Source organism: Corynebacterium phoceense, assembly GCF_900092335.1.
GTDB lineage: Bacteria > Actinomycetota > Actinomycetes > Mycobacteriales > Mycobacteriaceae > Corynebacterium > Corynebacterium phoceense.
The window spans coordinates 290,211-313,855 of the sequence record NZ_LT596207.1; the positions used below are offsets into that span (position 1 = coordinate 290,211).

Here is a 23,645-nt window from a genome sequence, read left to right on the forward strand (position 1 = left end):
GCAAGGGTAATGGGAGTGGTCAAATAGTGGGAACCAACCCAGCAATTCGTGTCATGAAAGTTTGAGCTATCGCTGCAGGTAGGTCGCTATCTCTTCAAGTGCCTCGGGCGAGCCAACTTCATAATCAAGCAGCGGAAGCTCAGTGACGGGCACGTCAGGCAACGCCGCGCACAGCGTCGCGAGCGCTTCTTCCTCCACCGCGCGCCGGCCAGGCAGCGCCGCCGGAGATCGGCGGTTAATGAACAACCCTCCCACCGGTATGCGATGCTCGGCGAGCTCCGCGTAAAGCTCAATGGTCTCCATGACCGGCAGGCGCTCGGCCGTGAGCACGATATTGAAGGTCGAGGACCGCAGCGCGTCACGCAGATGCGCGAAGCGCGTGCGGCGGCGATAAAGGATGGAACGCAACTCCGCGTCACGGCGCTGCGACTTGGTCTCGCCACCGAGCGAGCCGACGACGTCCGCGAACTTATCCGCTTTATCGCGGCGCTTGAGGAGACCATCCGTCCACGCGCTCATGAGCTCGGGCAACGCCATGAGACGCGCGGTATGCCCGGACGGAGCGGTATCAAAGATGATGTGATCGTAGGAGCCCTCGTGGTCCTCGATAAGGACGGCCATCTGCTCGAGGAGCGCAGCTTCATGCGTGCCCGGGGAGGCTGCGGCAAGCTCCAGATGCTTATCGACTTCCTTATGGAGGCGCTCCGGCATGTGGGCGCGCATGGTCTCCCCCGCCTGCGCGAGGTGAGCGCGGGTCGCCTTCTCCGGGTCCAGCTCCACGAGGTCGAGGTTCTCGCGCACCGTCACAGGTTCCGGACCGATCTCCTGATGCCACAGGTGGCCCAGATTGTGGGCAGGATCGGTGGAAACAACGAGGACGCGTTCCTGCTTCGAGCGGCCCAGCGCGTAGGCATTCGACAACGTGGTTTTCCCCACGCCGCCCTTGCCGCCAAAGAACGTTAGCAACAGCTCATCCCCTCAATCGGCGACCGATCCATGCCCATGCGTGTATGCCATTCGTGCAGGTCTTCGTAGATAACCGGGAGCAACTCAATCGTGTAGAAGCTCGCCGGATTCGGGATGCCCAGCGCCTCGGAGAGAACGAGGAGACGAAAGAAGTCGTCCTCGTCCCGGCGCGCCCGGGAGAACTCGCGCCGGTACGGCGCGGCGTAGAACTCTTTGAGCAGACTGGTGAGGTTCATACAGACTTAGGCCACCGGGGCATCGGCAGTCTGACGCACCGGATGCGGCGCGTCCGTGTCCTCGTCACTCCACTCGACGGGCGGGGCCTTGCGTGCCGCAGAGACGGCGCCGATAACCTCGACGATGACCCACACCGCAGCAACAACGATGACGACGTCCATAGCGAAGAGCAGCCAGTTCTGGGCAGCCCACAGCGTGCCCAGCTGCTTGACTGCAGCCCACAGAGACATCGCGGTAACGAAGACGAGCGGGATGGCGACCGGCCACGTGGGGCGGCGCAGATGCGTGAGAATGACCGTGATGACGGCGAGCGAAAGACCCGCCATGAGCTGGTTCGTAGTACCGAAGAGCGGCCAGATCGTCATGCCGCCGGAACCGTCCGCGCCTTGCGAGAAGGTGAGGGCGAAAGCGATGCCCACCGCGATGGACGTTGCGCCGAGGGCACCAATCTTGAAGCCCATGATCTCGCCGATCTCCTGGACGACGAAGCGCTGGAGGCGCACGCCGGAGTCCATTGTCGTCGCCGCAAAGAGGACGGCCATGGTCGCAAGGATGGTTGCGGACAACGAGGTGGAAATACCCAGGCCCTCGTTGATGAGGTTGCCGCCGCCCTCAACGAAGGCGGACACACCGCCGGCGTTCCACTCGGAGTAGATCTGCTCCCAGTCGGCGAGCGTCTTGAAACCGGAGGTCGTGGCGATAATGGTGCCCAGTGCAAGAAGGCCCTCGCCGACGGCACCGAAGTAACCAACAAAGCGAGCGTCGGTCTCCTTATCGAGCTGCTTCGACGACGTGCCAGAGGCAACCATGCCGTGGAAGCCGGAAATCGCGCCGCAGGCGATGGTAACGAAGAGCAGCGGGAAGATACCGGGTGTTTCCGCCGGCAGGTTGTCGCGCAACGCCGGTGCGACGACGTCGGGCGCGGTGAAGAGGAAGGAAGCGTAGAGGATGCCCAGGCCGATGAACAGCTGTAGGCCGTTGATGTAGTCGCGCGGCTGAAGCAGCATCCACACCGGCAGCAGCGAGGCGATAAACGCGTAGACGAACAGAACGATGATCCACACGCCGTTCGCCGGGATGCCGAGAACGGTCTCCGGCAGCACGATGGGGAAACGATCACCGATGATCATGAGCGTGTAGAGCGCAACGACGCCCACAACAGAAACGAGCGGCAGCGACCACTTGAGACGGTAGATGGCCTGGCCCACGAGGAGCGCGACGATGATGGCGCCCCACGTCGGGATAACGGAGGTCGGCGTCGAAACCAGCAGATTGGAGATGACCACACCGAAGGCGGTGTTCACCATGAGCAGGAGGAGGAAGATGACGACCAGGAAGAGGTTGCGGCCACGCGCACCGATGTAGCGCCCGGAGAGCGTACCGATGGACTGGCCGCGGTGGCGCTGGGAAGCCCACAGCGCGCCGAGATCATGCATACCCGCCATGAAGACGGTGCCGATGGTCACCCACAGGAAGGCCGGTAGCCAACCCCAAATGACGGCGACGGCCGGGCCGATGATGGGCGCCGCACCCGCGACCGAAGTGAAGTGGTGACCCCACAGCACGTACTTATTCGTCGGCACGTAGTCGACGCCGTCCTCCATGGTGTGGGCAGGCGTCTTATAGCTATCGGAGAGTCTATAGATTCTTGAGCCTAAAAATTTTGAGTACAAGAAGTAGCCGACGGCCATCATCGAAAGACCGATGGCCATAAGGATGAGAGAGTTCATACCAATCCTCCGTGTGCTGCGGTTCACATTAATTGGGAGGATTATGGCACATCACGAGATGGGGCGCCATCGCGCGTGAGTGATGGGGGTATTTTCCACCCATCACGCGAACCGCTACCGCTATTTCGGGCTGCGCAAAGGCTCGGTGCATACAAGTTCGCCGGCTTCCACCATCTCGTTGAGCACACGACGAATACCGCCCACCGATATGCCCGCCGCCGCGAGCTCACGACTCGATGCCGTCACATGTTCCTGCACATAGTCGATCACAGCATCCCGAGACTTCCCTCCGCTTGCAGCAGCTCTCTCCGTCCTCGTCGCGTCGCGCTGTGGGAAGACAAGTTCACACGCCGTCAGAGAGTCACGCGGTTCTGGCGGCGGCAGCACATGCCGCAGAAGTTGATCAAGGATTTCGATACAGCCGGTTGCACGATGAAGTGCCCCGCCGTGCGTGTGTTTATCCCCGCAGTTCAGAACGACTAACTGCGCGCGAAAACGGCACACCCCACAACACAACACTGCACACAACACTCAGCACGTGCGCGTGTTGTGTTGAGTGTTGTGTGCAGTGTTAAAGGTCGAAGCTTCGCGACCTCAGCGGAGGAGACTTAGTGACCGCGCTCCTGCTCAAGGGCTTTGCCCTCATTCCAGAACGGTGCCAGCTTGTTGTCGAACATGGACAGCGCCGAGGCGATGGCCATGTGCATGTCGAGGTACTGGTACGTGCCCAGGCGGCCGCCGAAGAGGACTTGATTGTCCTTAGCCTCGGCCGCCGCGCGCTTGCGGTAGGCCCCGAGCTTGGCGCGGTCCTCCGGGGTGTTAATCGGGTAATACGGCTCGTCGCCGGACTCGGCGAAGCGGGAGTACTCCTTCATGATGACCGTCTTATCGGTCGGGTACTTATCCGCGCGCTCCGGGTGGAAGTGACGGAACTCGTGGATGCGGGTGTAATCCACGTCCGCATCGTTGTAGTTCATGACCGGGGTGCCCTGGAAGTCGCCGGTAGGCAGAACCTCGAGGTCAAAATCGAGCGTGCGCCAACCGAGCTCGCCCTCGGCGTAGTCGAAGTAGCGGTCGAGGGGGCCGGTGTAGACGACGGGTGCGTCCGGATTGGCGGCACGGATGTCGTCGCGAACTTCGAACCAGTCAGTATCGAGGCGGACCTCGATGTTCTCGTGGTCAGCCATCGCGTGCAGCCACGCGGCATAGCCATCGACGGGCAAACCCTCGTAGGTGTCATTGAAGTAACGGTTGTTGAAGGTGTAGCGCACGGGCAGGCGCGTGATATTGCCGGCCGGCAGCTCCTTCGGATCGGTCTGCCACTGCTTTGCGGTGTAATCACGGATGAAGGCCTCGTAGAGCGGACGGCCGATGAGCGAGATGGCCTTCTCTTCGAGGTTGGTGGCTTCCTCCGGGGAGAACTCGCCGGCCTGCTCGGCGATGAGCGTGCGGGCCTCGTCCGGGGAGTAGTAGCGGCCGAAGAACTGGTTGATAAGGCCCAGGCCCATGGGGAACTGGTAGGCCGTGCCGTCGTGCATGGCAAAGACGCGGTGCTGGTAGTCCGTGAACGACGTGAACTTATTGACGTAGTCCCACACACGTTTATTCGAGGTGTGGAAGAGGTGGGCGCCGTACTTGTGGACCTCAATGCCGGTCTCGGGTTCGGGCTCGGAGTAGGCGTTGCCGCCCAGGTGGTTGCGGCGCTCGACGATGAGCACCTTTTTGCCCAGCTGCGAGGCAGCCCGCTCGGCGACGGTGAGGCCGAAGAAGCCGGATCCAACAACGATGAGGTCATAAGAAGTCATGGCTCCCAGCTTAATGGGAAAAGGCTCAAAGAAAGGCAGCGGCGTGTCGCAACAGAGTTCACACTTTTATCAGCTTTAACATTGGCCCCAAACGTATACTCTCGTCGCGGCAGCATGCTGCGACCAATCCGAGGAGTCCTCACCGTGCAGTTACGACGTATCAATAGATGCCAGCGTTCCGTGTGGACGCCGGTAGCCGCCGTCATCGCGTCGGTCTCCGTGTTTGCCGCCGCAGCCTTTGGCGGCCACGACATCCTCAAGACGCAGGAGATCGGCTCTGGTCCGATTGACCCGGCGGTCAACTCGGCGTCCTTCGCCGATGGCGCCACGACCGTTGTTGACGATCCGGCCATCGCTTCCCAGGGCGAGGGCGACGGCCCGCGCGCGGTGAAGGAATTCCACCGCGACGAGGCCTTCTCCCAGTTTGCGCTCACGTGGTCCGGTGAGCGCGATATCGCCGCGTTCGTCCGCGCGAAGCAGCCGGATGGCTCGTGGTCCGAGTGGTACGACGCCTCGCCTATCGGCACCGAGGGCAGCAACGGCAAAACCGGCACGGAGCTCATCTATGTGGGCCAGACCAATGACGTCCAGGTCTCCGTGGGCAACGTCGACCTCTACCAGGACAATAACGACAACATCCTCGACCAGGCAGCGAATACCATCAACCCGTTGCTTACCAACGTGGGCGATATCGCGGCGGTCGCGGACACCATGCCCAGCGACCTCGACGTCGTCTTCATCGACGGCAAGGCGCAGTCCGGCATCGCGCCGGTCGCAGACTACCGCGACGCAGGCATGCCGTCCGTCGTCTCCCGCGCGGGCTGGGGCGCCAACGAAGGCATCCGTTGCCAGCAGCCGACCGATGACGGCTACGTCAAGGCGCTCACGCTGCACCACACCGCGGGCTCCAATAACTACACGCAGGCGGACGCCGCCGCGCAGGTGCGCGGCATCTACGCCTACCACGCCCAGACCCTGGGCTGGTGCGACATCGGATACAACGTGCTCGTGGACAAGTTCGGCACCATCTACGAGGGCCGCTACGGCGGACTCGACCGCGCCATCCAGGGCGCGCACGTGGGCGGCTTCAACTCCCACACCTGGGGTATTTCCATGATCGGCAACTACGAGACCGCGCAGCCAAGCCAGGAGATGCTCGACTCGGTCGCCTCCATCGCTGGTTGGAAGGCCGCGAAATCCGGCTTCTCCCCGTCATCGACTGTCTCGCTGACCTCCGGTGGCTTCAACGGTTCGCGCTACGCCGCGGGCCAGACCTACACCGGCCCGGCCTTCATGGGCCACTCGGATCTGCACTACACGCAGTGCCCGGGTGCGAATACCATTGCCCGCTGGGACGAAATCCGTGCGAAGGCGACGACGAAGTACAACGCCATCAAGAACGGCGGCGGCGCTGCGGATGACCTCAACATCAACGACGGCATCAATGACGGCTGGGACGAGTCCCAGGCGCAGGAGAACAACACGAGCTCGGATCACTCCTCGACTCCGCAGACCTCGAACTCGAATGCCACCTCGTCTATCGGCGGCACCGAGGTTCCCATGTCCACCATCGAGGCGATCATCGGCATCGCAGCGGCGCTCATCGGCATCGTCGCAGCCTCGAACGTCGACGGCATGAAGGTCGATCAGAAGGCCGAGCTCGCCGGCGGCATCACCGTGGGCGAGGTCCCGAATATCGTGTCGAAGGTCATCGCCGTGACCGGCAACGAGGGTCTGGCCGAGACGTGGACCGCGGTCCTCAACGCCTTCGGCCCGGTCCTCGGCCTGCCCGTGGGCGGCCCGGACCTCAAGGACGTCGACTCCCAGCTCGTCTCCCAGCTGTTCACCAACGGCGTCGTCCTGTCCAGCAAGGACACCGGCACCCACGCGCTCGTGGGCGATATCGCTCGGAAGTGGGCCGAGAACCCGGAGGCATTGGGCCTGCCCACCTCAGACGAATACAAATCCGCAGACGGCACGACCATCCGCGTTGACTTCCAGGGTGGCTACATTACGTTTGACCCGACCAGCGGCCAGGCTCAGGTCTTCACCAAGTAAGACGCACACGAAAAATGCGCCCCTCGGGGCGCATTTTTTATGCGATATTTAAGCCCAGTCCAGACTGCGCTCCACCGCGCGCTGCCAGTCGGCAAAGATGTCGTCCCGGTTGGCCTGCGGCTCCCACGTCTTATCCGGGGCAACGAGTCCCTCGAGTTGCTCGAGGTTTTCCCACACGCCAGCGCCGAGCCCTGCGGCGAACGCAGCGCCAAGCGCAGTGGTCTCAATCTCGCTCGGGCGCGTAACCTTCGCGCCCATAATGTCAGCCTGCAGCTGCATGAGGAGGTCGTTGGCGACCATGCCGCCGTCCACGCGCAGCTCTGTGAGCGCAACGCCCGAGTCCGCGACCATCGCCTCCACGACCTCGCGGGTCTGGAAACACGTGGCCTCGAGCGCGGCGCGCACGATGTGCGAGCGGTCCGCGAATCTGGTCAGGCCCACAATCACCCCGCGCGCGTCCGGCCGCCAGCGCGGAGCAAAGAGCCCGGAGAAAGCCGGCACGATGTACCCCCCGCCGTTGTCCTCCGCTGCAATGCTTTCCGATGCCGCCGCCGTCGGAATCATCCCCAGCTGGTCCCGCAACCACTGGATAAGCGCGCCGCCTACGGCGACGGAGCCCTCGAGGGCGTAGGTGGGGGCGGCATCGGAAAGCTGGTACGCGACGGTGGTGAGCAGGCCGTGGTCCGAAAAGTGCGGCTCGGCGCCGGTATTGTGCAACAGGAAGAGCCCGGTGCCGTAGGTGTTCTTCACCTGTCCCGGGGTAAATCCGGCCTGGCCGAAGAGCGCAGACTGTTGGTCGCCGAGCACACCCATGATGGGCACGCGGGAGAGCGTCCCGCGGTGTCGCACCACGCCGAAGGCGCCGACGGAGGGGAGGATGTGGGGAAGCATCTGGACCGGAACCCCCACCTCACGGCAGAGGTCCTCGTCCCACTCGAGGGTATTCAAGTCCATGAGCAGCGTCCGCGACGCATTGGTCACGTCCGTCGCGTGGATCTCGCCATCCATGAGATTCCACAGGAGCCACGCGTCGATGGTGCCGGCGAGCAGTTCGCCGTTCTCGGCGCGTTGCCGGGCCCCCTCCACGTGGTCGAGGATCCAGGCAATTTTGGGCCCTGCCGGATAGGAATTCGCGAGCAGGCCGGTCTTCTTGTGCCATTTATCGGCGGGCTCGTGGCGGCCCGCGGTACGGGTGTCCTGCCAAACGATCGCGTTATAGATAGGCTCGCCGGACTCCTTGTCCCACACCACTGCCGTCTCGCGCTGGTTGGTAATGCCGAGCGCGGCGACATCCGCCGCGGTGATGTCGAGCTCCACCATCGCCGTGGAGACGGCGCGGCGCGTGTTGTCCCAGATCTCGCGCGGATCGTGCTCAACCCAACCCCGGCGCGGAAGGATTTGCTCGTGCTCGTACTGTGCAGAGGCGACGATGTGCCCCTCCTCGTTAACGAAGACGCAACGCGTCGAGGTGGTCCCCTGGTCGATGGCGGCAATCAGCGGCATTAGAACCAGCGCTCCAGCACTGTGGCCACCCCGGCTTGATGGTTCGGGGTCGTCACTTCGTCGGCCGCCTCCTTCACAGCGTCCGCGGCGTTGCCCATGGCCACGCCACGTCCAGCCCAGCGCAGCATCTCAATGTCATTGGGCATATCGCCAAACGCGATGGTCTCGTCTTGTGCGACGCCGTAGTGATCCGCGAGCCAGGTAAGCCCCGTGGCCTTGGTGATGCCCGGCGCAGCAATCTCGAGGATGCCCTCGTCCATGGAGAAGGTCACGTGTGCCTCATCAGGATCGACGTGCGGGGCAATGAGCTCATAGAGCTCCCGCGAGCTGTACTCCAGGTTGCGCAGAATGAGCTTGACGCAGGGGACCGAAATAACTCCCTCCGTCGTATCCTTCTTGAACTCCCCAAATAGATCATCGTCGCCGTAGGCGGGATCCACGACGAAGAGTTCCGCCACGTTGTCACGGGTCGACGTGCCAGCGCGCTCGGCGCCCACGGCGATGCCCCCGTAGCGCGCCATGACGGACTGCGCGGTCTCGACGATGGTGGTAAGCGTCTCCGGCTGCAGCTCATGAGCGAGGACCACCTGATCTGCCGCGGAGTCGTAAATGACGGCCCCGTTGCTCGTCACGCAGAGCGGACGCACAGGAATCTGTTCGAGCACCGGCGCGATCCACCGGAACGGACGGCCCGTCGCCAACGCGAAGTGGGTTCCGGATTCGACCGCGCGCGCCACGACGTCGCGGGTGCGCTGCGTGACGCGGTGGTTGGGATCGAGGAACGTTCCGTCGATATCGCTGGCAATGAGCCGTGGGATCACTTTTTTAAGTTTCCTTCTTCAGACGGCGCCAGGCGCGTCGCACCCGGCGGGCGAGCCGCTTATCTTCCTTGATTTCCTTCTGTGCGGCGGCGCGATGGGCCTTCTCCGCGCGGGCGCGGGCCTTGGCCTCGCGCTCGGCATGATCCATGCGGTTGGCTTCATCGAGGGTCGGCGCGGTGCCGCCCATCGCGGCCGGGCGCCAGTCGAGCCCGTCCTCGAACGGGCCGTACTCCTTGTCGTATCGGGTACGGACCTCCGAGAGCAGTGCCTGCATCGCGGCCTTGAGCGTCGCGATGTCGGTGTCCGGGTCCCCGGTCCTAGTAATGGGCTCGCCCACCTGGATGATGACCGGCGTCTTGGTGCGGCCGAGGTGCTTCTCGCCGCCCTTCGTCCATATGCGCTGGGAACCCCACGTCACCATGGGAATGAGCGGCACGTCTGCGGTCGCGGCGATGCGCGCCGCACCGTTCTTGAAGTCCTTGAGCTCGAAGCTGCGGGAGATCGTGGCCTCCGGGAAGATCGTCACGAGACGACCGGAGCGCAGGTGGAGCACGGCGGCATCGATAGACGAGGCACCCGCCGAGCGGTCCACCGGTACGTGCTTCATCGTGCGCATGAGCCAGCCCACGACGGGGACATCGAAGATTTCCTTCTTCGCCATGAAGCGGGTGAGGCGACGCCCGCGGATATACGGCGGGATTTGGCCAAAAATGAAGTCGTAGTAACCCGTGTGGTTCATCGCGAAGAGCGCGCCGCCGAACTGCGGGACATTCTCCGCGCCGTAGACAGAAATCTGGATGCCCTGCGCCCGCATGATCCGGTTGAGAACAGCAATAATGCCCTGGTAGACCGGCTCGCCCGCCTCAGCGTGGCGCGGGAGCTTCTCAAGCGAGACTGGGACGTGGACGAAACCTTCGCGAATATCCATGGTGCCCTACTTCACCGGCGTGAGGACGTCCTTGCCCACGAACGGGCGCAGCGCCTCGGGCACGACGACGGAGCCGTCAGCCTGCTGGTGGTTCTCCAGGATGGCAACAAGCCAGCGGGTGGTCGCAAGCGTGCCGTTAAGGGTCGCGGCGAACTGGGTCTTGCCGTTCTCGTCGCGGTAGCGGGTGTGCAGGCGGCGGGCCTGGAAGGTCGTGCAGTTCGAGGTGGAGGTGAGCTCGCGGTACGTCCCCTGGGTCGGGACCCACGCTTCGTTGTCGAACTTGCGGGCAGCGGACGATCCAAGATCGCCACCGGCGATGTCGATGGTGCGGTACGGCAGCTCCATGGCTTCGAGCATGGACTTTTCCATGTTCAGCAACTGCTGGTGCATGTCCTCGGCCTCTTCCGGCTTGCAGTAGACAAACATCTCGAGCTTGTCGAACTGGTGGACGCGGAGGATGCCGCGGGTGTCCTTGCCGCTGGCGCCGGCCTCGCGGCGGAAGCAGGAAGACCAGCCAGTGTACTTGAGCGGGCCGTCCTTGAGATCGATGATCTCGTCCTTGTGGTAGCCCGCGAGCGCGACCTCGGAGGTGCCGACGAGGTACAGGTCATCCGCTGGGAGGTAGTAAATCTCGTCCGAGTGCTGGCCGAGGAAGCCGGTGCCGGCCATGATCTCCGGACGCACGAGCACCGGCGGGATCATGAGCTGGAAGCCAGCCTCGCGTGCCTTCTGCGCGGCGAGCATAAGCATGCCCAGCTGCAGGAAGGCGCCGTCACCGGTGAGGTAGTAGAAGCGCGCGCCGCCCACCTTGGCGCCCCGCTTGATGTCGAGGAGCCCCAGGGACTCGCCCAGCTCCACATGATCCTTCGGCTCGAAGTCGAAGGTGGGAATCTCGCCGACCTCCTCGATGACGATGAAGTCGTCCTCGCCGCCGGCGGGTGCGCCCTCGACGACGTTGGAGAGCTTGTACTGCAGCTCGGTGACCTGCTCCTCGGCCGCGACCTGCTCGGCCTCGGCTTCCTTGACCTTGGCCTTGAGCTCGTTCGAGCCCTCGAGAAGGGCTGGGCGCTCCTCCGGGGAGGCCTTACCGATCTTCTTGCCAAAGGCCTTCTGCTCGGAACGCAGCTCGTCGGCCGCGACGATGGCGGCGCGGCGGCGCTCGTCCGCAGCAATGAGGGCGTCGACCAGCGACGGATCCTCGCCGCGGGTGACCTGGGAGGCACGGACAACGTCTGGGTTTTCGCGGAGGAACTTGAGATCAATCACGCAACAATCCTAGCGCATAGGGACTTTCACCACGGCTTACGCTCGCCACGGGGGCGACCACCCCCTTGCCTGGTTATGACCACCGGCCTAAAATACATGACATGAACATCCCAGCACGCATCATCGAGGACGGCCCCATCCCGAAGCATGCGCAGCTACGCGATATTTTGGCGGAGCTGTGCCACACGCAGCTCAAACCTGGAGATATGTTGCCCGGGGAGAGGCTCTTGGAAGAAACCTACGGCGTCTCCCGCATCACGGTCCGCCGCGCGATTGGTGATCTCGTCGCCGCCGGGCAGCTGCGGAGGGTCCGCGGTAAGGGCACCTTCGTCGCCCCCAACCCGCTCGTCTCCCGCCTACACCTCGCATCCTTCTCGGATGAGATGGGCGCCCAGGACGTGGAGGCTTCCTCGAAGATCCTGCTGGGCGGACGTTCGCCAGCGCCGGACGAGGTCACGGAGTTCTTCGGAACTCCGGCGGGAACCCCGCACACGCACCTGCGGCGCCTGCGCCTGGGCGACGGGGAGCCGTATTCCATCGATGACGGTTGGTACAACTCCACGTACGTGCCCAATCTGCTGGAGAACGACATCTACAAGTCCGTCTATCACATTCTCGACACGGACTTTCAGGTACCGATTACGGAGGCGGACCAGATCGTCACAGCCGTCGCCGCGGATCCGGAGGTCGCACAACTACTCGATGTCGAGCCCGGCGCGCCGCTGCTCCACATCATTCGGTACTCGCGCTCGGGCGATAAACCGGTCGAGTGGTGCTCCTCGGTCTACCGCACAGACCGCTATCACCTCTCAGCCCGCGTCGGACGTGCGATGGAAGAGTAACCGGGCGAGTGTAAACTACGCAGGTATATGAGTAGCCGACAGACTTTCCGCGCCCTCCGGAGCGCCACCGCCGTCAACACTGTATTGATAGCGGCGGCGGCCTCCGCCGTCTTCGTCGGCTCCTACGGTCTCTTCGGAGGCGAGACCACGACCAAGACGCACGGTGCCGCCGCAGCCTCAAGCTCGGCAGAGGTCGCCGCAGAGCTTGCCCCGTTCACCACGGCGGACGCGGGCTCGTGCCTGAACTGGGATATCGACGCGCAGGGGAAAGTCTCGAATTTCTCGCAGACTGACTGTTCGACAGAGCACCGTTTCGAGGTCGCCGCGCGCGAGGATCTGTCTGTCTACCCCACAAGTGAGTTCGGCGAAAACGCGCAGATGCCCAACCAGGAGCGCCAGGCGCAGCTGCGCGAAGAGCTCTGCCACGGCGCGACGCTCGCGTACGTGGACGGCCGCTTCGATCCGGCGGGCAAGTTCTCCATCGCGCCCATCCTGCCGCCGGCGGAAGCCTGGGCGCAGGGAGACCGCACCATGCTCTGCGGCCTGCAAACCACGGATGAAAAAGGCGTCGCACAGCCTTTTAGCGGACGCGTCGTCGAGGTTGACCAAGCGAATATCGCGGAGCCTGGCGCGTGCCGCGCCATCGGCGACGACCAGGTGCTGCGCACGGTCGACTGCGCCGAGCCGCACCAATTGGAGACGGTGTCCATCGTGGACCTGTCCCAGCAATTCCCACAGGGCACGCCGTCCATCGACGACCAGAACAAGTTCCTCTCGGAACGCTGCACCCAGGCGGTCGAGGATTACCTCGGCGGCGAGGAAGCGCTCTACCAGTCCACGCTGCAGCCCTACTGGGGCTCGCTCGCGGAGTCCTCGTGGAACGGCGGATCGCGCTCGGTCAACTGCTCGCTCATGCACGTGAACAGGCAAACGAAGACCTTCTCCGCCATCACGGGTTCGGCGAAGAATGGCCGCGAATCCCTCACCATCGACGGCGCCACCCCGGCCGCGCCGCCCACGCGTAACCCGCTGCGGAACCCGTAGATGTATTACGTAGAGGACGAGCGCTTCGATGAAATGGTCGAGGCAGCGCTGGACAAAGTGCCCGAAAATTTCGTGGCGCGCATGCGCAACCTGGCGATTCTCGTCGAAGACTACAACGAGGAGTCGCCCCACATCCTGGGTCTCTACGAGGGCGTCGCGCTGCCCGAGCGCACGTTTGACCACACGGGCTACCTGCCCGATGCGATATTCATTTACCGTCGCGCGCTCCAAGACTGGTGCAATTCAGAAGAGGAACTTGAGCACCAAGTCATGGTGACCGTCTTCCACGAACTGGGGCACTACTTCGGCATCGACGACGAGCACCTGCACGAGCTGGGCTGGGGTTAAAGCTCGAGGTCGGCCCAGCGCTCCAGCGTCCATTCCCCAAACCGCCCCGTCGGCTCCATGACCGTGAAGCGGCAGTTGGGCATGTAACCGGTGAAGGCGAAGTCTGGATCCACGCCGCAGGCATGCGTCGTCACGGTACGGATGACGGCGCCGTGCGAAAAGACAACAACGTCCGAATCGGATCCGACGACCGACTCCAGGATGGGCTGGTAGCGCCCCAGCACGTCACGCAGCGTTTCGCCGCCTTCCATGCACGCATTCATATCCCCGGTGAGCCAGCCGCGCAGGGCGAAGGTATAGGCATCACGCGTCGCATCGGTTCCGGACATCTCGTGGATACCGGCGAGGATTTCATGGAGCCCCGGCGTCGGCTCGACGGGCAACGTATACGGATCCCAGCCGCGCGCTTCCTCGAAGGCGCGCGCCGCCGCCATCGCCGTTTGCTGCGTGCGAATCGCGATGGATGAAAGGAAACGCGGAACCCCCTCAATGAGATCCGCCAGCTCCAACCCCACCGCGGTGGCTTGGTCGCGGCCGCGCGGGGTGAGTTCCGCACCCGGCGGGCGGGTGTCCATGAGGTGCTCGACGTTAGAGAATGTCTGCCCGTGACGCACGAGGTAGATACGCATACCCCGGAAGTTTATTGGCCCCGGCGCGCCCGCGCTACCCATTCGTCTGCGGCCGCGAGACGACGGCTCGAGTCCAGCTCCTGCGCCGCGGGCCACGAGCCGAAGAAGACGAGCTCCTCCGTCCGCAGCCACAGGGCACGCAAGGCCTCAGCGACGGGTTCGTCCTCGATATGCCCCACAAGATCCGCGTAGAAGCGGTACGTGCCGAACTCTCGTCGGGTGGGACGGGACTCGATGCGCGTGAGATCCACGCCGCGAATCGCAAACTCCTCGAGCGCGCCCACCAACGAGCCTGGTTGGTTGGGAAGCGTAAAGACGACAGACGTGCGGTCGGAACCGGTCGGGGAAGGCGGAGCCGCGGGCGCACCAACAAGAAGAAACCGCGTCGTCGCGCCGCGCACGTCGGCCACGCCCGATTCAATGATCTCCAGTCCATAAATCTCCGCCGCGCGCGCCGGTGCTGCAGCGACGTCGGCCTCACCCTGCGCGACCATCTCCGCGGCCGCGGCGTTGGAGGACGCCGGGGTAAAGGCGGCATCGGGAAGCTCCTGCGCGATCCAGCTCCGCACCTGCTGGTACGCGACCGGATGCGTCGCAAACTTCGCTCGATCCCGCGACCCCGGGCGCACCATAATGGCGAACTCGACGGGAAGATCGACCTCTCCGAAGACCTGGACTCGCTCATCAGACTCGACGAGCGCGTCAAAGGTCGCCGTGACGGCGCCATCCACGGAGTTCTCGATCGCGACGACGGCGTACTGGGCAGCACCAGAGCGCACCGCTCCCAGCGCTTCGGAAGGGGAACTAACCGGAAGCCCCGTCACCTCCCCCAGATCAAACTGCAGGAGGGCGGCTTCCGTAAACGTCCCGGCAGGGCCCAAATACGCGACTGTCGTATGCATAGCGATTACCCTAACACCTATGGATTTTTCCCTTGGACAGTTACGCCAGGACCTTCAGGGCCTTACCCCCGAAGAACATGGCTTTACCTACCTCGATCTGGATCGGAGCCCCACAGCGTCCGGTCGCCTCGACGGCTGGGTGCTCTCCGCAAAGGATCTGGCGGACGTCAAGGGTATGCGCACGACGCTGGGACATATCGATCGGGCGTACACCGCCACTGCGACGGATCCCTTCCTTGCGCAGCTGGAGTCCGAAGGCGCTGTCATTATCGGCAAGTCCGCTGCACCCGAGCTCGGACTCATGGTCGACACGGAGCCCATCGGGCTGCCACATCCGGATAACCCTCTCTGGCCTGGCCGCACCCCGGGCGGCTCCTCCGGCGGTGCGGCGGTCCAGGTGGCACGGGGCCTGCTCCGTGCCGCCCACGCCGGCGATGGCGGCGGCTCTATTCGCGTTCCCGCGGCAGCCTGCGGAGTGGTCGGATTTAAACCGGGTGGGGACTCACTCGCGGTCGACGGCTTCATCACCCGCACCGTTGCCGATGCCGCCTTCCTCCACGACATTCACCCGCTTGTCCCCCGCGCGCGGATTGGAGTGCTCACCGAGCCGCTCTTCATCGACACCCGCGTCGATCCCGTCATGCTCGAGGCGGTCCGCGAAGCAGAAAAGCGACTGCGCGCCCGCGGCTTCGACGTCGTCCACATCGGAAAATATCCGCAGGCAAACACCACTTTCGAGTCCTTCCGCCACATCTTCACCTCGCATCTGGCGAACCTCGACGAGGCCGAAGGCTACGTGGACTGGATCCGTGCGCTCGGGCGCCGGGTCTCCCCCAAACAGCTCGCCCTGGCGAAGAAGCATGGGACGGCATTACAGGAGATCCTCACCCTCCAATGGCGCGTCGACGCGATTGTCTCCCCCATGCTCGCGTTCGACCCACCACGCCACGGCACCTTCCGCGCATTGCCCCACGAGAAGAACTTCGAGGAACAAACTCGCTGGTCGCCGTGGGGTTCTCTTTTCAATGTTGCGCATCTCCCCGCAATCTCCGTCCCGTGGGCCCTCGATAATCACCAGCCCGTCGGCCTCCAGCTCGGCGCGATTACCCTTTCCGAGCCCGAGCTTCTCGGCCTGGCCACGGTGCTCCACCCATGAACCGCGTCCGCTCCGAGATCCTCATCGTCCTTGCGGTCACCTTCGGCATGTCCGGGCTCCGCTCGCTGCTCCGACTCGTCGATGGCCTCCTTAACCCAGCGCCGTTGTCCGAACAGTCCGTCACCCTCAACGCTTCCCAATCGGACCTGGCGTGGCTCGACATCGCTCTCCAGCTATGTTCCGCCGGGGTCCTCTTCGCCTGGGGCGCGCTCGCCCTCTTCCTCCTTCAACGCTCACTCCCCCGGCCCCAGCTTTCCGATGCCGCCTCCTCCCCCGCCCTCGCCCTTCTTATCGGCGTCCCAGGGCTCGCGCTCTATATCACCGCCCTCCACTTCGGGTGGACCAAAGAAGTTGTCCCTACGGATTTTAATAATCCGTGGGTCGAGGTCCCCACGCTCCTCGTGTGGTCTGCCGCCAACGCCTTTGCCGAGGAGACCGTCGTCGTCTTCTGGTTTATCTCACGATTGCGGCAACTGCGGATTTCGCCGTGGGCAGCGATCGCTGCCTCGGCGGTGCTGCGCGGCTCCTACCACCTCTATCAGGGGGTATCGGCAGGCTTCGGCAATCTCGCCATGGGTCTCATTTTCGGCTACTACTTCCACAAAACCGGCAAGGTATGGCCACTTATCATCGCGCATTTCCTTATCGATGCTGTCGCCTTCGTAGGCTACGCCTTCCTGCCCAGCCTCGACTTCCTGAGAATCTAGCGCTAAACCCCGACCACATCTACACCGATAAGACCGGCTCTGGCATGTGTGGCGATACCCTGCGTCTGCGCTAGTCCCGTTCCCGAGGAGGCGCGCGGTATCCTGTTCGCATGACTGACACAGGACGCGACCCCCACCGGGAAAACCGGCGTGTTGGCGACGACCTGAGCAATTACGTGCTCGGCGCCGACGGCAAGCCCATCACCGATCGCTACGGCCGTCCCGTCCTCCGCCGTTCCATCGCGAAGCCTGCACCCCGCGCGGAGCGGACCCCGCAGTTCTCCGTGCAGGACTGGCAGCGCGAACACCGAGCCCACCAGCCCGCGCCCCAGCCTGCGCCACAACGCACGCCTCGGCAGCAGGCACGCCAGCCGGTGCCGCGCAACTACTCGTCCCGGTCGGCGCAGCCAGCCGTGCGCCCGCACCGCCATGGCAAGCAAGTCAACCCGGTGCGACGGGGCATCGGCTGCCTCGGCGCAGCGCTTGTCGCGATTGTGGTATTTACGCTGGCGATTGCGCTGTGGAGCGATTCGAAGCTCACGCGCATTGAAGCCATGCCAGATTCACAGGTCTCGAACACACCGGGCACCAACTGGCTGCTGGTCGGGTCCGACTCCCGCGTAGGCCTTACCGAGGAAGAGCAAATTGAGCTTGGCACCGGTGGCGACGTGGGATCGAGCCGCACTGACACGATCATGCTTCTGCACATCCCGAAGTCGGGTAAGGCGAAGCTCGTATCGTTGCCGCGCGATAGCTGGGTCAACGTCCCGGGATTCGGCATGGACAAGATCAATGCGGCTTTCTCCTACGGCGGTGCGCCGCTGCTGGCACAGACCGTCGAAGAATGGTCGGGGCTCCACATCGACCACTATGCGGAAGTCGGCATGGGTGGACTGGCCAACGTCGTCAATTCCGTGGGCGGCGTAGACATCTGCGTCCAGGAAGCCATCAACGATCCGCTGGCTGGCATCGATCTGCAGCCGGGCTGCCAGAATCTACAGGGCCGCGATGCCTTAGGCTATGTGCGCACGCGTGCAACAGCCATGGGCGACCTTGACCGTGTCCAGCGCCAGCGTGAGTTCTTCGCCGCACTGCTCGACAAGGTCACGGCCCCGACAACGCTCATCAATCCTTTCCGGACGATTTCGCTCATCAACCACACGGCTGACTCGTTCGTCGTGGGCAAGAAGGATCACGTATGGCACCTGGCACGCGTAGCCCTCGCCATGGCGGATGGCGTCGAAACCGAGACCATCCCTGTATCCGGCTTCGCCGATACAGCCTCCGGCAACGTCGTGCTCTGGGATGACGAACAGACGGCAGCTCTGTGGGAGTCGATGAAGTCCTAGCTTTGAGAATGGGGCGGGGTGTTGTCCTCCTGGTCGGTGTCCGGGGTGTCGGGTGTCTGGAACGCGGCAGGAGTATCGGTAAGGACAGCGGATTCAGACATCGCAACGGTCCTAAGAAGAAAGCAAAGGCCAGAGCCTCGCTGAGGGGGCTCTGGCCTGAGCAAAAGGAACGTCTAACGCAAGGTAACCTGGCGGGACTTAATGTTCTGGAGCTGCTTACGCTCGTCTGCGGTGAGCTCGGCGTCGTTGTCAAGCTCGGCGGTAATCGCGGCATCGACAGCCTTGAGCTTCTCCTCGTAGGAGTCGTAGGCGACCTCGGGATCGAGATCGAACACGGGGGCGATGAGACCATGGGTGCGGAAGACGCCAGCGAACTTGGTGCCCTCGCCGAGGTTGAGGTCACCGCGGGCAGCAATGCGTGCCAGGCCATTGAGCAGGGCGGCCTCGTCATCGTTCGGACGGACCCAGCGGATGTGCGCCTTGCCGCCGCCAGCGTTGGCCCAGAAAGCAGTGCCGACGATGCCCTCGCCGACCTGGTGGGACTCAATGACAGAGTCGTTGGCCATCTGCATGGACTGCGCGATCTGCGGGGTGACCTGAGCACCCTCCGGCAGCCACCACTCGAAGTCCTGGTAGACCTCGACGTCGAGGATGGCGTCGTTGTCCAGCAGCTCAGTGATCTTCGGCTCGGTGCCATCTGCAACGGTGGACTCGAGGGTCTCGCCCTCGCCGTGGTTCTTCACCCAGTTGAGCGCGTACGCAAGGTCGCGGCCCGGGTTGTGGGAGTGGGTCTTCACCTGCAGGCCCACGAAGGCCTGGCCGCCGGACTGCTCGTCGCGGATAAGGGCTGCCGATGCCCCCGGCAGCACCGTCGCCACGTAGACGTCACGGTCGACATCCTTCAAGGTCAGCTTGGCAATAGCGGAAGGAACGAATTCCTGCAGAGCGACCAGCTGGGACTCGGCAGCAAGGCCGGCGTAGGGACGTGGGTCCTTCTCAAGGGCCGCGCGCTCAGCGGCACGGGCAGCAAGCTTAGCCTGACGGCGGGACATGCCCTCAGGCAGCTGTTCTTTGTTTTTCTTGTTCTTCTTGGCCATAGCGCCCAAGTCTACCGGGCGTATTAATACTGCAGGGTGTGCAGGGCCACTTCTGGCTGATTTGTGGCCAGAATATCTACTCCATTCGCCCACGCCCACCGCATATCATCCGGACGGTCGACCGTCCACAGGTACGTGGGCAGGCCGTAGGCACCGATGGCGCTCGGCTGCATTTTCGCGCGCAGGAGTGACATGCCCAGGCCGGTGGGCTTGGACAGGAGGACGTCCGGGCGGTTGAGGTGGCGCTCCCAGTCGCGGCGCAGATAAAACCGGTCCATATAGGGATTAAGGTGCGACATCGTGCGAATAGCACGGTGAGAGAAGGAAATGAGGTGGATGCGGGGGTCATCGGAAAGCCCTGCGTGACGAAGACGCGCCACAGTCTCCTCCTCGACCCGATCACCAAAGGGGCTCGGGTGCTTGGTCTCGACGTAGAGGTGATGGCCTGTGGGAGCGACCATCTCGAGCAACTCGTCGAGCAACAGCGGGTGCTCGCCGCCGCCAATGTCGGCCTTGCGGACGTCCGCCCAGTCCATCTTTTCGATCGTGCCCGTCCGGTCCGAGGTGCGATCGAGCGTCGAGTCATGGTTGACGACCAGATATCCGTCACGCGTGAGGTGAACGTCGCACTCGACGCCATGGATGGGCAGCTCAAGCGCCTTAGCAAAAGCGGAAGGGGATAGCTCCGGATATTTTCCGGAGTATCCCCTATGGGCAACGATGTGCACTAGCCGAAGATTTCCTTCTTAATGTCATTCAGCGTATTGAAGGACTTGTTGAAGCGCTCCTGCTCGTGCTCGTCGAGCTGCAGCTCGATGGCACGGCTGACACCGGAGCGGTCCACAATGGCCGGGGTACCCATGTACACGTCCTCGGCGCCGTACTCACCCTGCAGGTAAGTCGAGACCGGGAGGGCCACGCCCTGGTTCTGGATGACAGCGCGGGTGATGCGGGCCAGGGCCATGCCGATGCCGTAGGACGTGGAGCCCTTGGCGTCGATGATGTGGTAGGCCGCGTCACGGGTCTGCTCGAAGATCTTCTCGATGCGCTGGTTGTAGTCCGGGTCCTCCTCAGAACGGCGGGACATGTGAACGCCAGCGATGTTGGCGGAGGAGACGACCGGCAGCTCGGAGTCGCCGTGCTCGCCGATGATGTACGCGTGGACGGAGGTCGGTGCGACATTCTCCATCTCGGAGAGCATGTAGCGGTAGCGTGCGGAGTCGAGAACCGTACCGGAGCCGATGACGCGCTCGTGCGGCAGGCCGGAAGCCTTCCAGACCGCGTAGGTGAGCAGGTCGACCGGGTTGGATGCCACGAGGAAGATGCCGTCGAAGCCGTTCTTCATGACGTCGCCCACGATGGAGTTCATGATGTTGACGTTCTTGTCCACGAGCTGCAGGCGGGTCTCGCCCGGCTTCTGAGCGGCGCCGGCGCAGATGACGACCATGGAGGCGTCCTTGCAGTCTTCGTAGGTACCGACCGTGACGCGGGTACGGGACGGAGCCCAAACCACACCGTGGTTGAGGTCCATCACGTTGCCTTCGAGCTTCTTCTCATCGATGTCAATGATGGCCAGGTGGTCGACAGTGCCCTGGTTCACCAATGCATACGCGTAGGCGATTCCGACATCGCCTGCACCAATCAATACAACCTTGTTTCCCACAAAATTCGTCATGACCCCGATTGTGCACGAAAATGTCTGACTTGTCGCGTTGTGCGCCCGATCTCACACAGTCGGATGTCCGATCTCACATCACATATGCCCGTTCGGACAGGGTCTGCACAGTGCCGAATTCCCTGGTTCAATGGTTTCCATGCATCGCTTCGCACTACGCGTTCTCGCAAAAGGCCTGTCTGCCGCCATTTTTGGCCTCGAAGTGTTGAGCGATCTTACCCCTGGTGTACGCATGACCGGGAGGAGACGTTTACCACAGAACATGGCGGCAGGCACTGCGGGCGCCGAGGTCGCCACATGGGCCGCCGTGTCGCCGTCGCTTCTCCCCCGTCCCTGGTGGGTGACGGCAGCCAACGTGGCGCTAGGCCAAGGCATGGGTCACTTGAGCGCCTCCGCGCTCGCATTCGGACTCAAACGGGCATTCCGCGTCTACGACGTGCGCCCACAGGACCGCATTCCGTATCGCACTCTCCACGCAGTGCTCGGGGCGGGAACAGTCCTCGTCGGCATCCGTTCTATCCGCAACCAGGAAGCGCAAGCCCAGCTCGTGGGCAAAGAAAACGAGCGCGGCCCGCGCCAAGCTGCCGCCGGCGTCGCCCTCGGCACGCTCGGTTACGGCGTCCTCCTCATCCTCGGCGAAGCGGCACAAGCAGCGACAACAAAGCTCAGCCGCCGTGCGCAAAGGTTTCTCCCACGCTGGGTCGCCTGGCCCCTCGCGGCGGGCGTCCTCGGCGCCAGCGTCATCGCCTTAAGCGACCGCGTCGTGTGGCGTCGCTTCATCCGGACCGCCTCCGTGCGCGCTGAGCGCCTCAACCGGCTCATCTTCCCCGACTCGATGATGCCCTGGGAACCTGAGCGCTCCGGCAGCCCCTGGTCACACGAGCCCTGGACCGCCATCGGCGCGCAAGGCCGTCGCTTCGTCACCCGCGGCCCACGCGCCCGCGACATCCAAGACATCATGGGCTACGACCACGCGCACGAGCCCATCCGCATCGTCGCCGGGCTCGTCCCCGGCCGCGACTTTCTGGGCTCCGCCCGGCAGGTCATCGCGGAAATGGAGCGCACCGGCGCGTTCCGCCGTGACACCATCGTCGTGCACATGCCCGCTGGCTCTGGCTGGGTCAACAATTACTCCACGAGCGCGTATGAATTTTTGACCCGCGGCGACTGCGCGACAGTCACGCTCCAGTACTCGTATCTGCCCTCCGTCTTCGCTTTCCTCGTCGATCGAGACGCGCCCGGCGCGGCCGCCCGCGTCCTCCTCGACATGGTGCATGCTCGCATGGCATCTCTGCCGGAGGACGATCGCCCACGTCTCTACCTCGCGGGTGAGTCTCTCGGTGCCTTCGCCTTGGTCGAGAACTTCGAGGAATTGGAGCATTTGCTCACCGCATGCGATGGCGCGATGTTCACGGGCCCACCGCGGATGACAGGGTTCTTCCGCAGGCTCGCCGCATCCCGTGACCGCGGCTCGCTGGAGCGGCTTCCACTCATCGACGGCGGGCGCCATGTCCGCTACGTATCCAATCCCGCGCATCTTGCTGCCGATGCCTTCGGGGCGCCGTATCCCCGCGCCTGGCAGCGCCCCCGGGTCGTGGTCGCGCAGCATGCTTCCGATGCCATCGTGTGGTGGGACCAGCAGCTCGCGTGGCGTCGGCCGGACTGGCTGCGTGAACAAGTCCCGCCCACGCTCCACGCGGATGCCTTCCGGCGGCTGCAATGGGCGCCGTTTATCACCTGGTGGCAGATTGCGCTCGACCAGGTGAACTCACTCAACGTGCCCGGCGGCCACGGCCACAACTACTTTGAAGAAACCTTCTGGTACTGGGACGCCGTCCTAGGCTCGCAGGCCCGTGTCCCGCTCGACGCGGCGAAGGCCGACCGGATGCGGAAGTTCATTGTGAAAACGCAGCCCCGCGGCTAGCCGCACTTCACGCCAGTGCTGTGATGCGGACAGTAACCGTTCGGATTCTTGGCGAGGTACTGCTGGTGGTCATCCTCGGCCAGGTAGTACGCGCCCGAGTCGGTCTCGGAGAGCAGACGGACCTCGGTGGTAATTGGACCAAAGCCAGCCTCGGCGAGCTTGGGCTCATACGCGTCGACGATCTCCTGGATTTCCTGGCGTTCCTCTTCGGTTTCCGGATAGAACGCGGAACGGTACTGCGTGCCCACGTCGTTGCCCTGGCGGAAGCCCTGCGTGGGGTCGTGCGCCTCGAGCGCGGTTACGACGAGGTCCTTGAGCGAGACCTTGTCCGGGTCATAGACCACCTGGACGGTCTCCGCGTGGTTGGTCATCCCCTGGCAGACCTCGAAGTAAGTGGGGTTGGGCGTCGTGCCACCGGCGTAGCCGACCGAGGTGGACTCGACGCCGGGGAGCTCCCAGAACATCTTCTCCGCGCCCCAGAAACAACCCAACGCCACAAGGAGGGAACGCTGACCGTCTTTCCACGGGCCCGTAATCGGCGTGCCGAGCACGGTGTGCGGCTGCGGATCCGCGAGCACCGGGGTATCTCGACCCGGCGTGGCGTCGGTTTTCGCGACAATCTTCGGTTCAGGCTTGAACAAAAACATGGCGGCTCCTT

At 63.8% G+C, this 23,645-nt stretch carries 23 protein-coding genes; 8 read left to right on the forward strand and 15 right to left on the reverse strand.

Features of this window, described 5'->3' with window-relative positions:
* Positions 1-66: 66 nt before the first annotated feature.
* The 5 genes from BN9444_RS01330 to glf all read right to left on the reverse strand — a co-directional run bounded on the left by BN9444_RS01330 (position 67) and on the right by glf (position 4,738).
* Positions 67-966, reverse strand: coding sequence for an ArsA family ATPase (locus tag BN9444_RS01330; RefSeq protein WP_141628694.1), 900 nt, complete (start codon positions 964-966; stop codon positions 67-69).
* Complete coding sequence (locus BN9444_RS01335) at positions 960-1,202, reverse strand: cory-CC-star protein (protein WP_066512933.1); 243 nt, start codon at positions 1,200-1,202, stop codon at positions 960-962. Before BN9444_RS01335 ends, BN9444_RS01330 begins: the two co-directional genes overlap by 7 nt.
* Positions 1,203-1,208: 6 nt before the next feature.
* Positions 1,209-2,933 carry a carbon starvation CstA family protein gene (locus BN9444_RS01340; protein ID WP_066493525.1) on the reverse strand — a complete coding sequence of 575 codons (1,725 nt, stop codon included), beginning with the start codon at positions 2,931-2,933 and terminating at the stop codon, positions 1,209-1,211.
* Positions 2,934-3,053: 120 nt separating this feature from the next.
* Positions 3,054-3,203, reverse strand: coding sequence for a helix-turn-helix domain-containing protein (locus tag BN9444_RS14445; protein WP_154666880.1), 150 nt, complete (start codon positions 3,201-3,203; stop codon positions 3,054-3,056).
* Positions 3,204-3,541: 338 nt separating this feature from the next.
* The gene (glf, locus tag BN9444_RS01350; protein WP_066493521.1) at positions 3,542-4,738 is read right to left on the reverse strand and encodes a UDP-galactopyranose mutase; all 1,197 of its coding nucleotides are present in this window, start codon (positions 4,736-4,738) and stop codon (positions 3,542-3,544) included.
* 144 nt (positions 4,739-4,882) lie between these two features.
* Here glf and BN9444_RS01355 point away from each other — a divergent pair, with 144 nt between their 5' ends.
* Positions 4,883-6,796, forward strand: a complete 1,914-nt coding sequence (locus BN9444_RS01355) for an N-acetylmuramoyl-L-alanine amidase (protein ID WP_068801298.1) — start codon at positions 4,883-4,885, stop codon at positions 6,794-6,796.
* A gap of 48 nt (positions 6,797-6,844) precedes the next feature.
* Here BN9444_RS01355 and glpK read toward each other — a convergent pair whose 3' ends face one another.
* From glpK to serS, 4 genes are read right to left on the reverse strand one after another with little or no spacing between them, the layout of a single operon-like run.
* Complete coding sequence (gene glpK / locus BN9444_RS01360) at positions 6,845-8,299, reverse strand: glycerol kinase GlpK (protein WP_068801299.1); 1,455 nt, start codon at positions 8,297-8,299, stop codon at positions 6,845-6,847.
* Positions 8,299-9,120 (reverse strand): Cof-type HAD-IIB family hydrolase, encoded by an 822-nt coding sequence (locus BN9444_RS01365; protein ID WP_066493515.1) that lies wholly within the window; start codon positions 9,118-9,120, stop codon positions 8,299-8,301. The genes glpK and BN9444_RS01365 overlap by 1 nt, the downstream gene beginning before the upstream one ends.
* A gap of 4 nt (positions 9,121-9,124) precedes the next feature.
* The gene (locus tag BN9444_RS01370) at positions 9,125-10,048 is read right to left on the reverse strand and encodes a lysophospholipid acyltransferase family protein (protein ID WP_066493513.1); all 924 of its coding nucleotides are present in this window, start codon (positions 10,046-10,048) and stop codon (positions 9,125-9,127) included.
* A 6-nt stretch (positions 10,049-10,054) separates the two neighbouring features.
* Positions 10,055-11,314, reverse strand: coding sequence for a serine--tRNA ligase (gene serS / locus BN9444_RS01375; RefSeq protein ID WP_066493511.1), 1,260 nt, complete (start codon positions 11,312-11,314; stop codon positions 10,055-10,057).
* Positions 11,315-11,415: 101 nt separating this feature from the next.
* Here serS and BN9444_RS01380 point away from each other — a divergent pair, with 101 nt between their 5' ends.
* From BN9444_RS01380 to BN9444_RS01390, 3 genes are read left to right on the forward strand one after another with little or no spacing between them, the layout of a single operon-like run.
* Positions 11,416-12,156, forward strand: coding sequence for a GntR family transcriptional regulator (locus BN9444_RS01380; RefSeq protein WP_068801300.1), 741 nt, complete (start codon positions 11,416-11,418; stop codon positions 12,154-12,156).
* A gap of 27 nt (positions 12,157-12,183) precedes the next feature.
* Complete coding sequence (locus BN9444_RS01385; RefSeq protein ID WP_066493508.1) at positions 12,184-13,200, forward strand: septum formation family protein; 1,017 nt, start codon at positions 12,184-12,186, stop codon at positions 13,198-13,200.
* Positions 13,201-13,548 (forward strand): metallopeptidase family protein, encoded by a 348-nt coding sequence (locus BN9444_RS01390; RefSeq protein ID WP_066493507.1) that lies wholly within the window; start codon positions 13,201-13,203, stop codon positions 13,546-13,548.
* On the opposite strand, the gene BN9444_RS01395 is transcribed toward BN9444_RS01390, so the two are convergent.
* Entirely contained in the window at positions 13,545-14,177 is a 633-nt protein-coding gene (locus tag BN9444_RS01395) for a histidine phosphatase family protein (RefSeq protein WP_066493505.1), read from the reverse strand. The two genes, BN9444_RS01390 and BN9444_RS01395, sit on opposite strands and share 4 nt — an antisense overlap.
* An 11-nt stretch (positions 14,178-14,188) precedes the next feature.
* Entirely contained in the window at positions 14,189-15,079 is an 891-nt protein-coding gene (gene pheA / locus BN9444_RS01400) for a prephenate dehydratase (RefSeq protein ID WP_068801301.1), read from the reverse strand.
* 19 nt (positions 15,080-15,098) lie between these two features.
* Between pheA and BN9444_RS01405 the strand changes: the two genes are divergently transcribed.
* From BN9444_RS01405 to BN9444_RS01415, 3 genes are all read left to right on the forward strand, one after another.
* On the forward strand, positions 15,099-16,235 hold the full coding sequence (locus BN9444_RS01405) for an amidase (RefSeq protein ID WP_066512952.1): 1,137 nt from the start codon (positions 15,099-15,101) through the stop codon (positions 16,233-16,235).
* Positions 16,232-16,942: a CPBP family intramembrane glutamic endopeptidase gene (locus tag BN9444_RS01410; RefSeq protein WP_066493499.1), complete on the forward strand. Its 711-nt coding sequence runs from the start codon at positions 16,232-16,234 to the stop codon at positions 16,940-16,942. Before BN9444_RS01405 ends, BN9444_RS01410 begins: the two co-directional genes overlap by 4 nt.
* A gap of 110 nt (positions 16,943-17,052) precedes the next feature.
* Positions 17,053-18,291, forward strand: a complete 1,239-nt coding sequence (locus BN9444_RS01415; RefSeq protein WP_082723347.1) for an LCP family protein — start codon at positions 17,053-17,055, stop codon at positions 18,289-18,291.
* 173 nt (positions 18,292-18,464) lie between these two features.
* On the opposite strand, the gene BN9444_RS01420 is transcribed toward BN9444_RS01415, so the two are convergent.
* The 3 genes from BN9444_RS01420 to BN9444_RS01430 are packed head-to-tail and all read right to left on the reverse strand — an operon-like array spanning position 18,465 to position 21,063.
* The gene (locus BN9444_RS01420; protein WP_066493497.1) at positions 18,465-19,388 is read right to left on the reverse strand and encodes a DUF5926 family protein; all 924 of its coding nucleotides are present in this window, start codon (positions 19,386-19,388) and stop codon (positions 18,465-18,467) included.
* Between the two features lie 23 nt (positions 19,389-19,411).
* Positions 19,412-20,116, reverse strand: coding sequence for a glycerophosphodiester phosphodiesterase family protein (locus BN9444_RS01425; protein ID WP_066493495.1), 705 nt, complete (start codon positions 20,114-20,116; stop codon positions 19,412-19,414).
* Positions 20,116-21,063: an L-lactate dehydrogenase gene (locus tag BN9444_RS01430; protein WP_066493493.1), complete on the reverse strand. Its 948-nt coding sequence runs from the start codon at positions 21,061-21,063 to the stop codon at positions 20,116-20,118. The genes BN9444_RS01425 and BN9444_RS01430 overlap by 1 nt, the downstream gene beginning before the upstream one ends.
* 130 nt (positions 21,064-21,193) lie before the next feature.
* On the opposite strand from BN9444_RS01430, the gene BN9444_RS01435 reads away from it, so the two are divergent.
* On the forward strand, positions 21,194-22,987 hold the full coding sequence (locus BN9444_RS01435; RefSeq protein ID WP_068801302.1) for an alpha/beta-hydrolase family protein: 1,794 nt from the start codon (positions 21,194-21,196) through the stop codon (positions 22,985-22,987).
* Here BN9444_RS01435 and msrA read toward each other — a convergent pair.
* Entirely contained in the window at positions 22,984-23,634 is a 651-nt protein-coding gene (gene msrA, locus BN9444_RS01440) for a peptide-methionine (S)-S-oxide reductase MsrA (RefSeq protein ID WP_068801303.1), read from the reverse strand. The genes BN9444_RS01435 and msrA overlap by 4 nt on opposite strands.
* Positions 23,635-23,645: the final 11 nt, after the last annotated feature.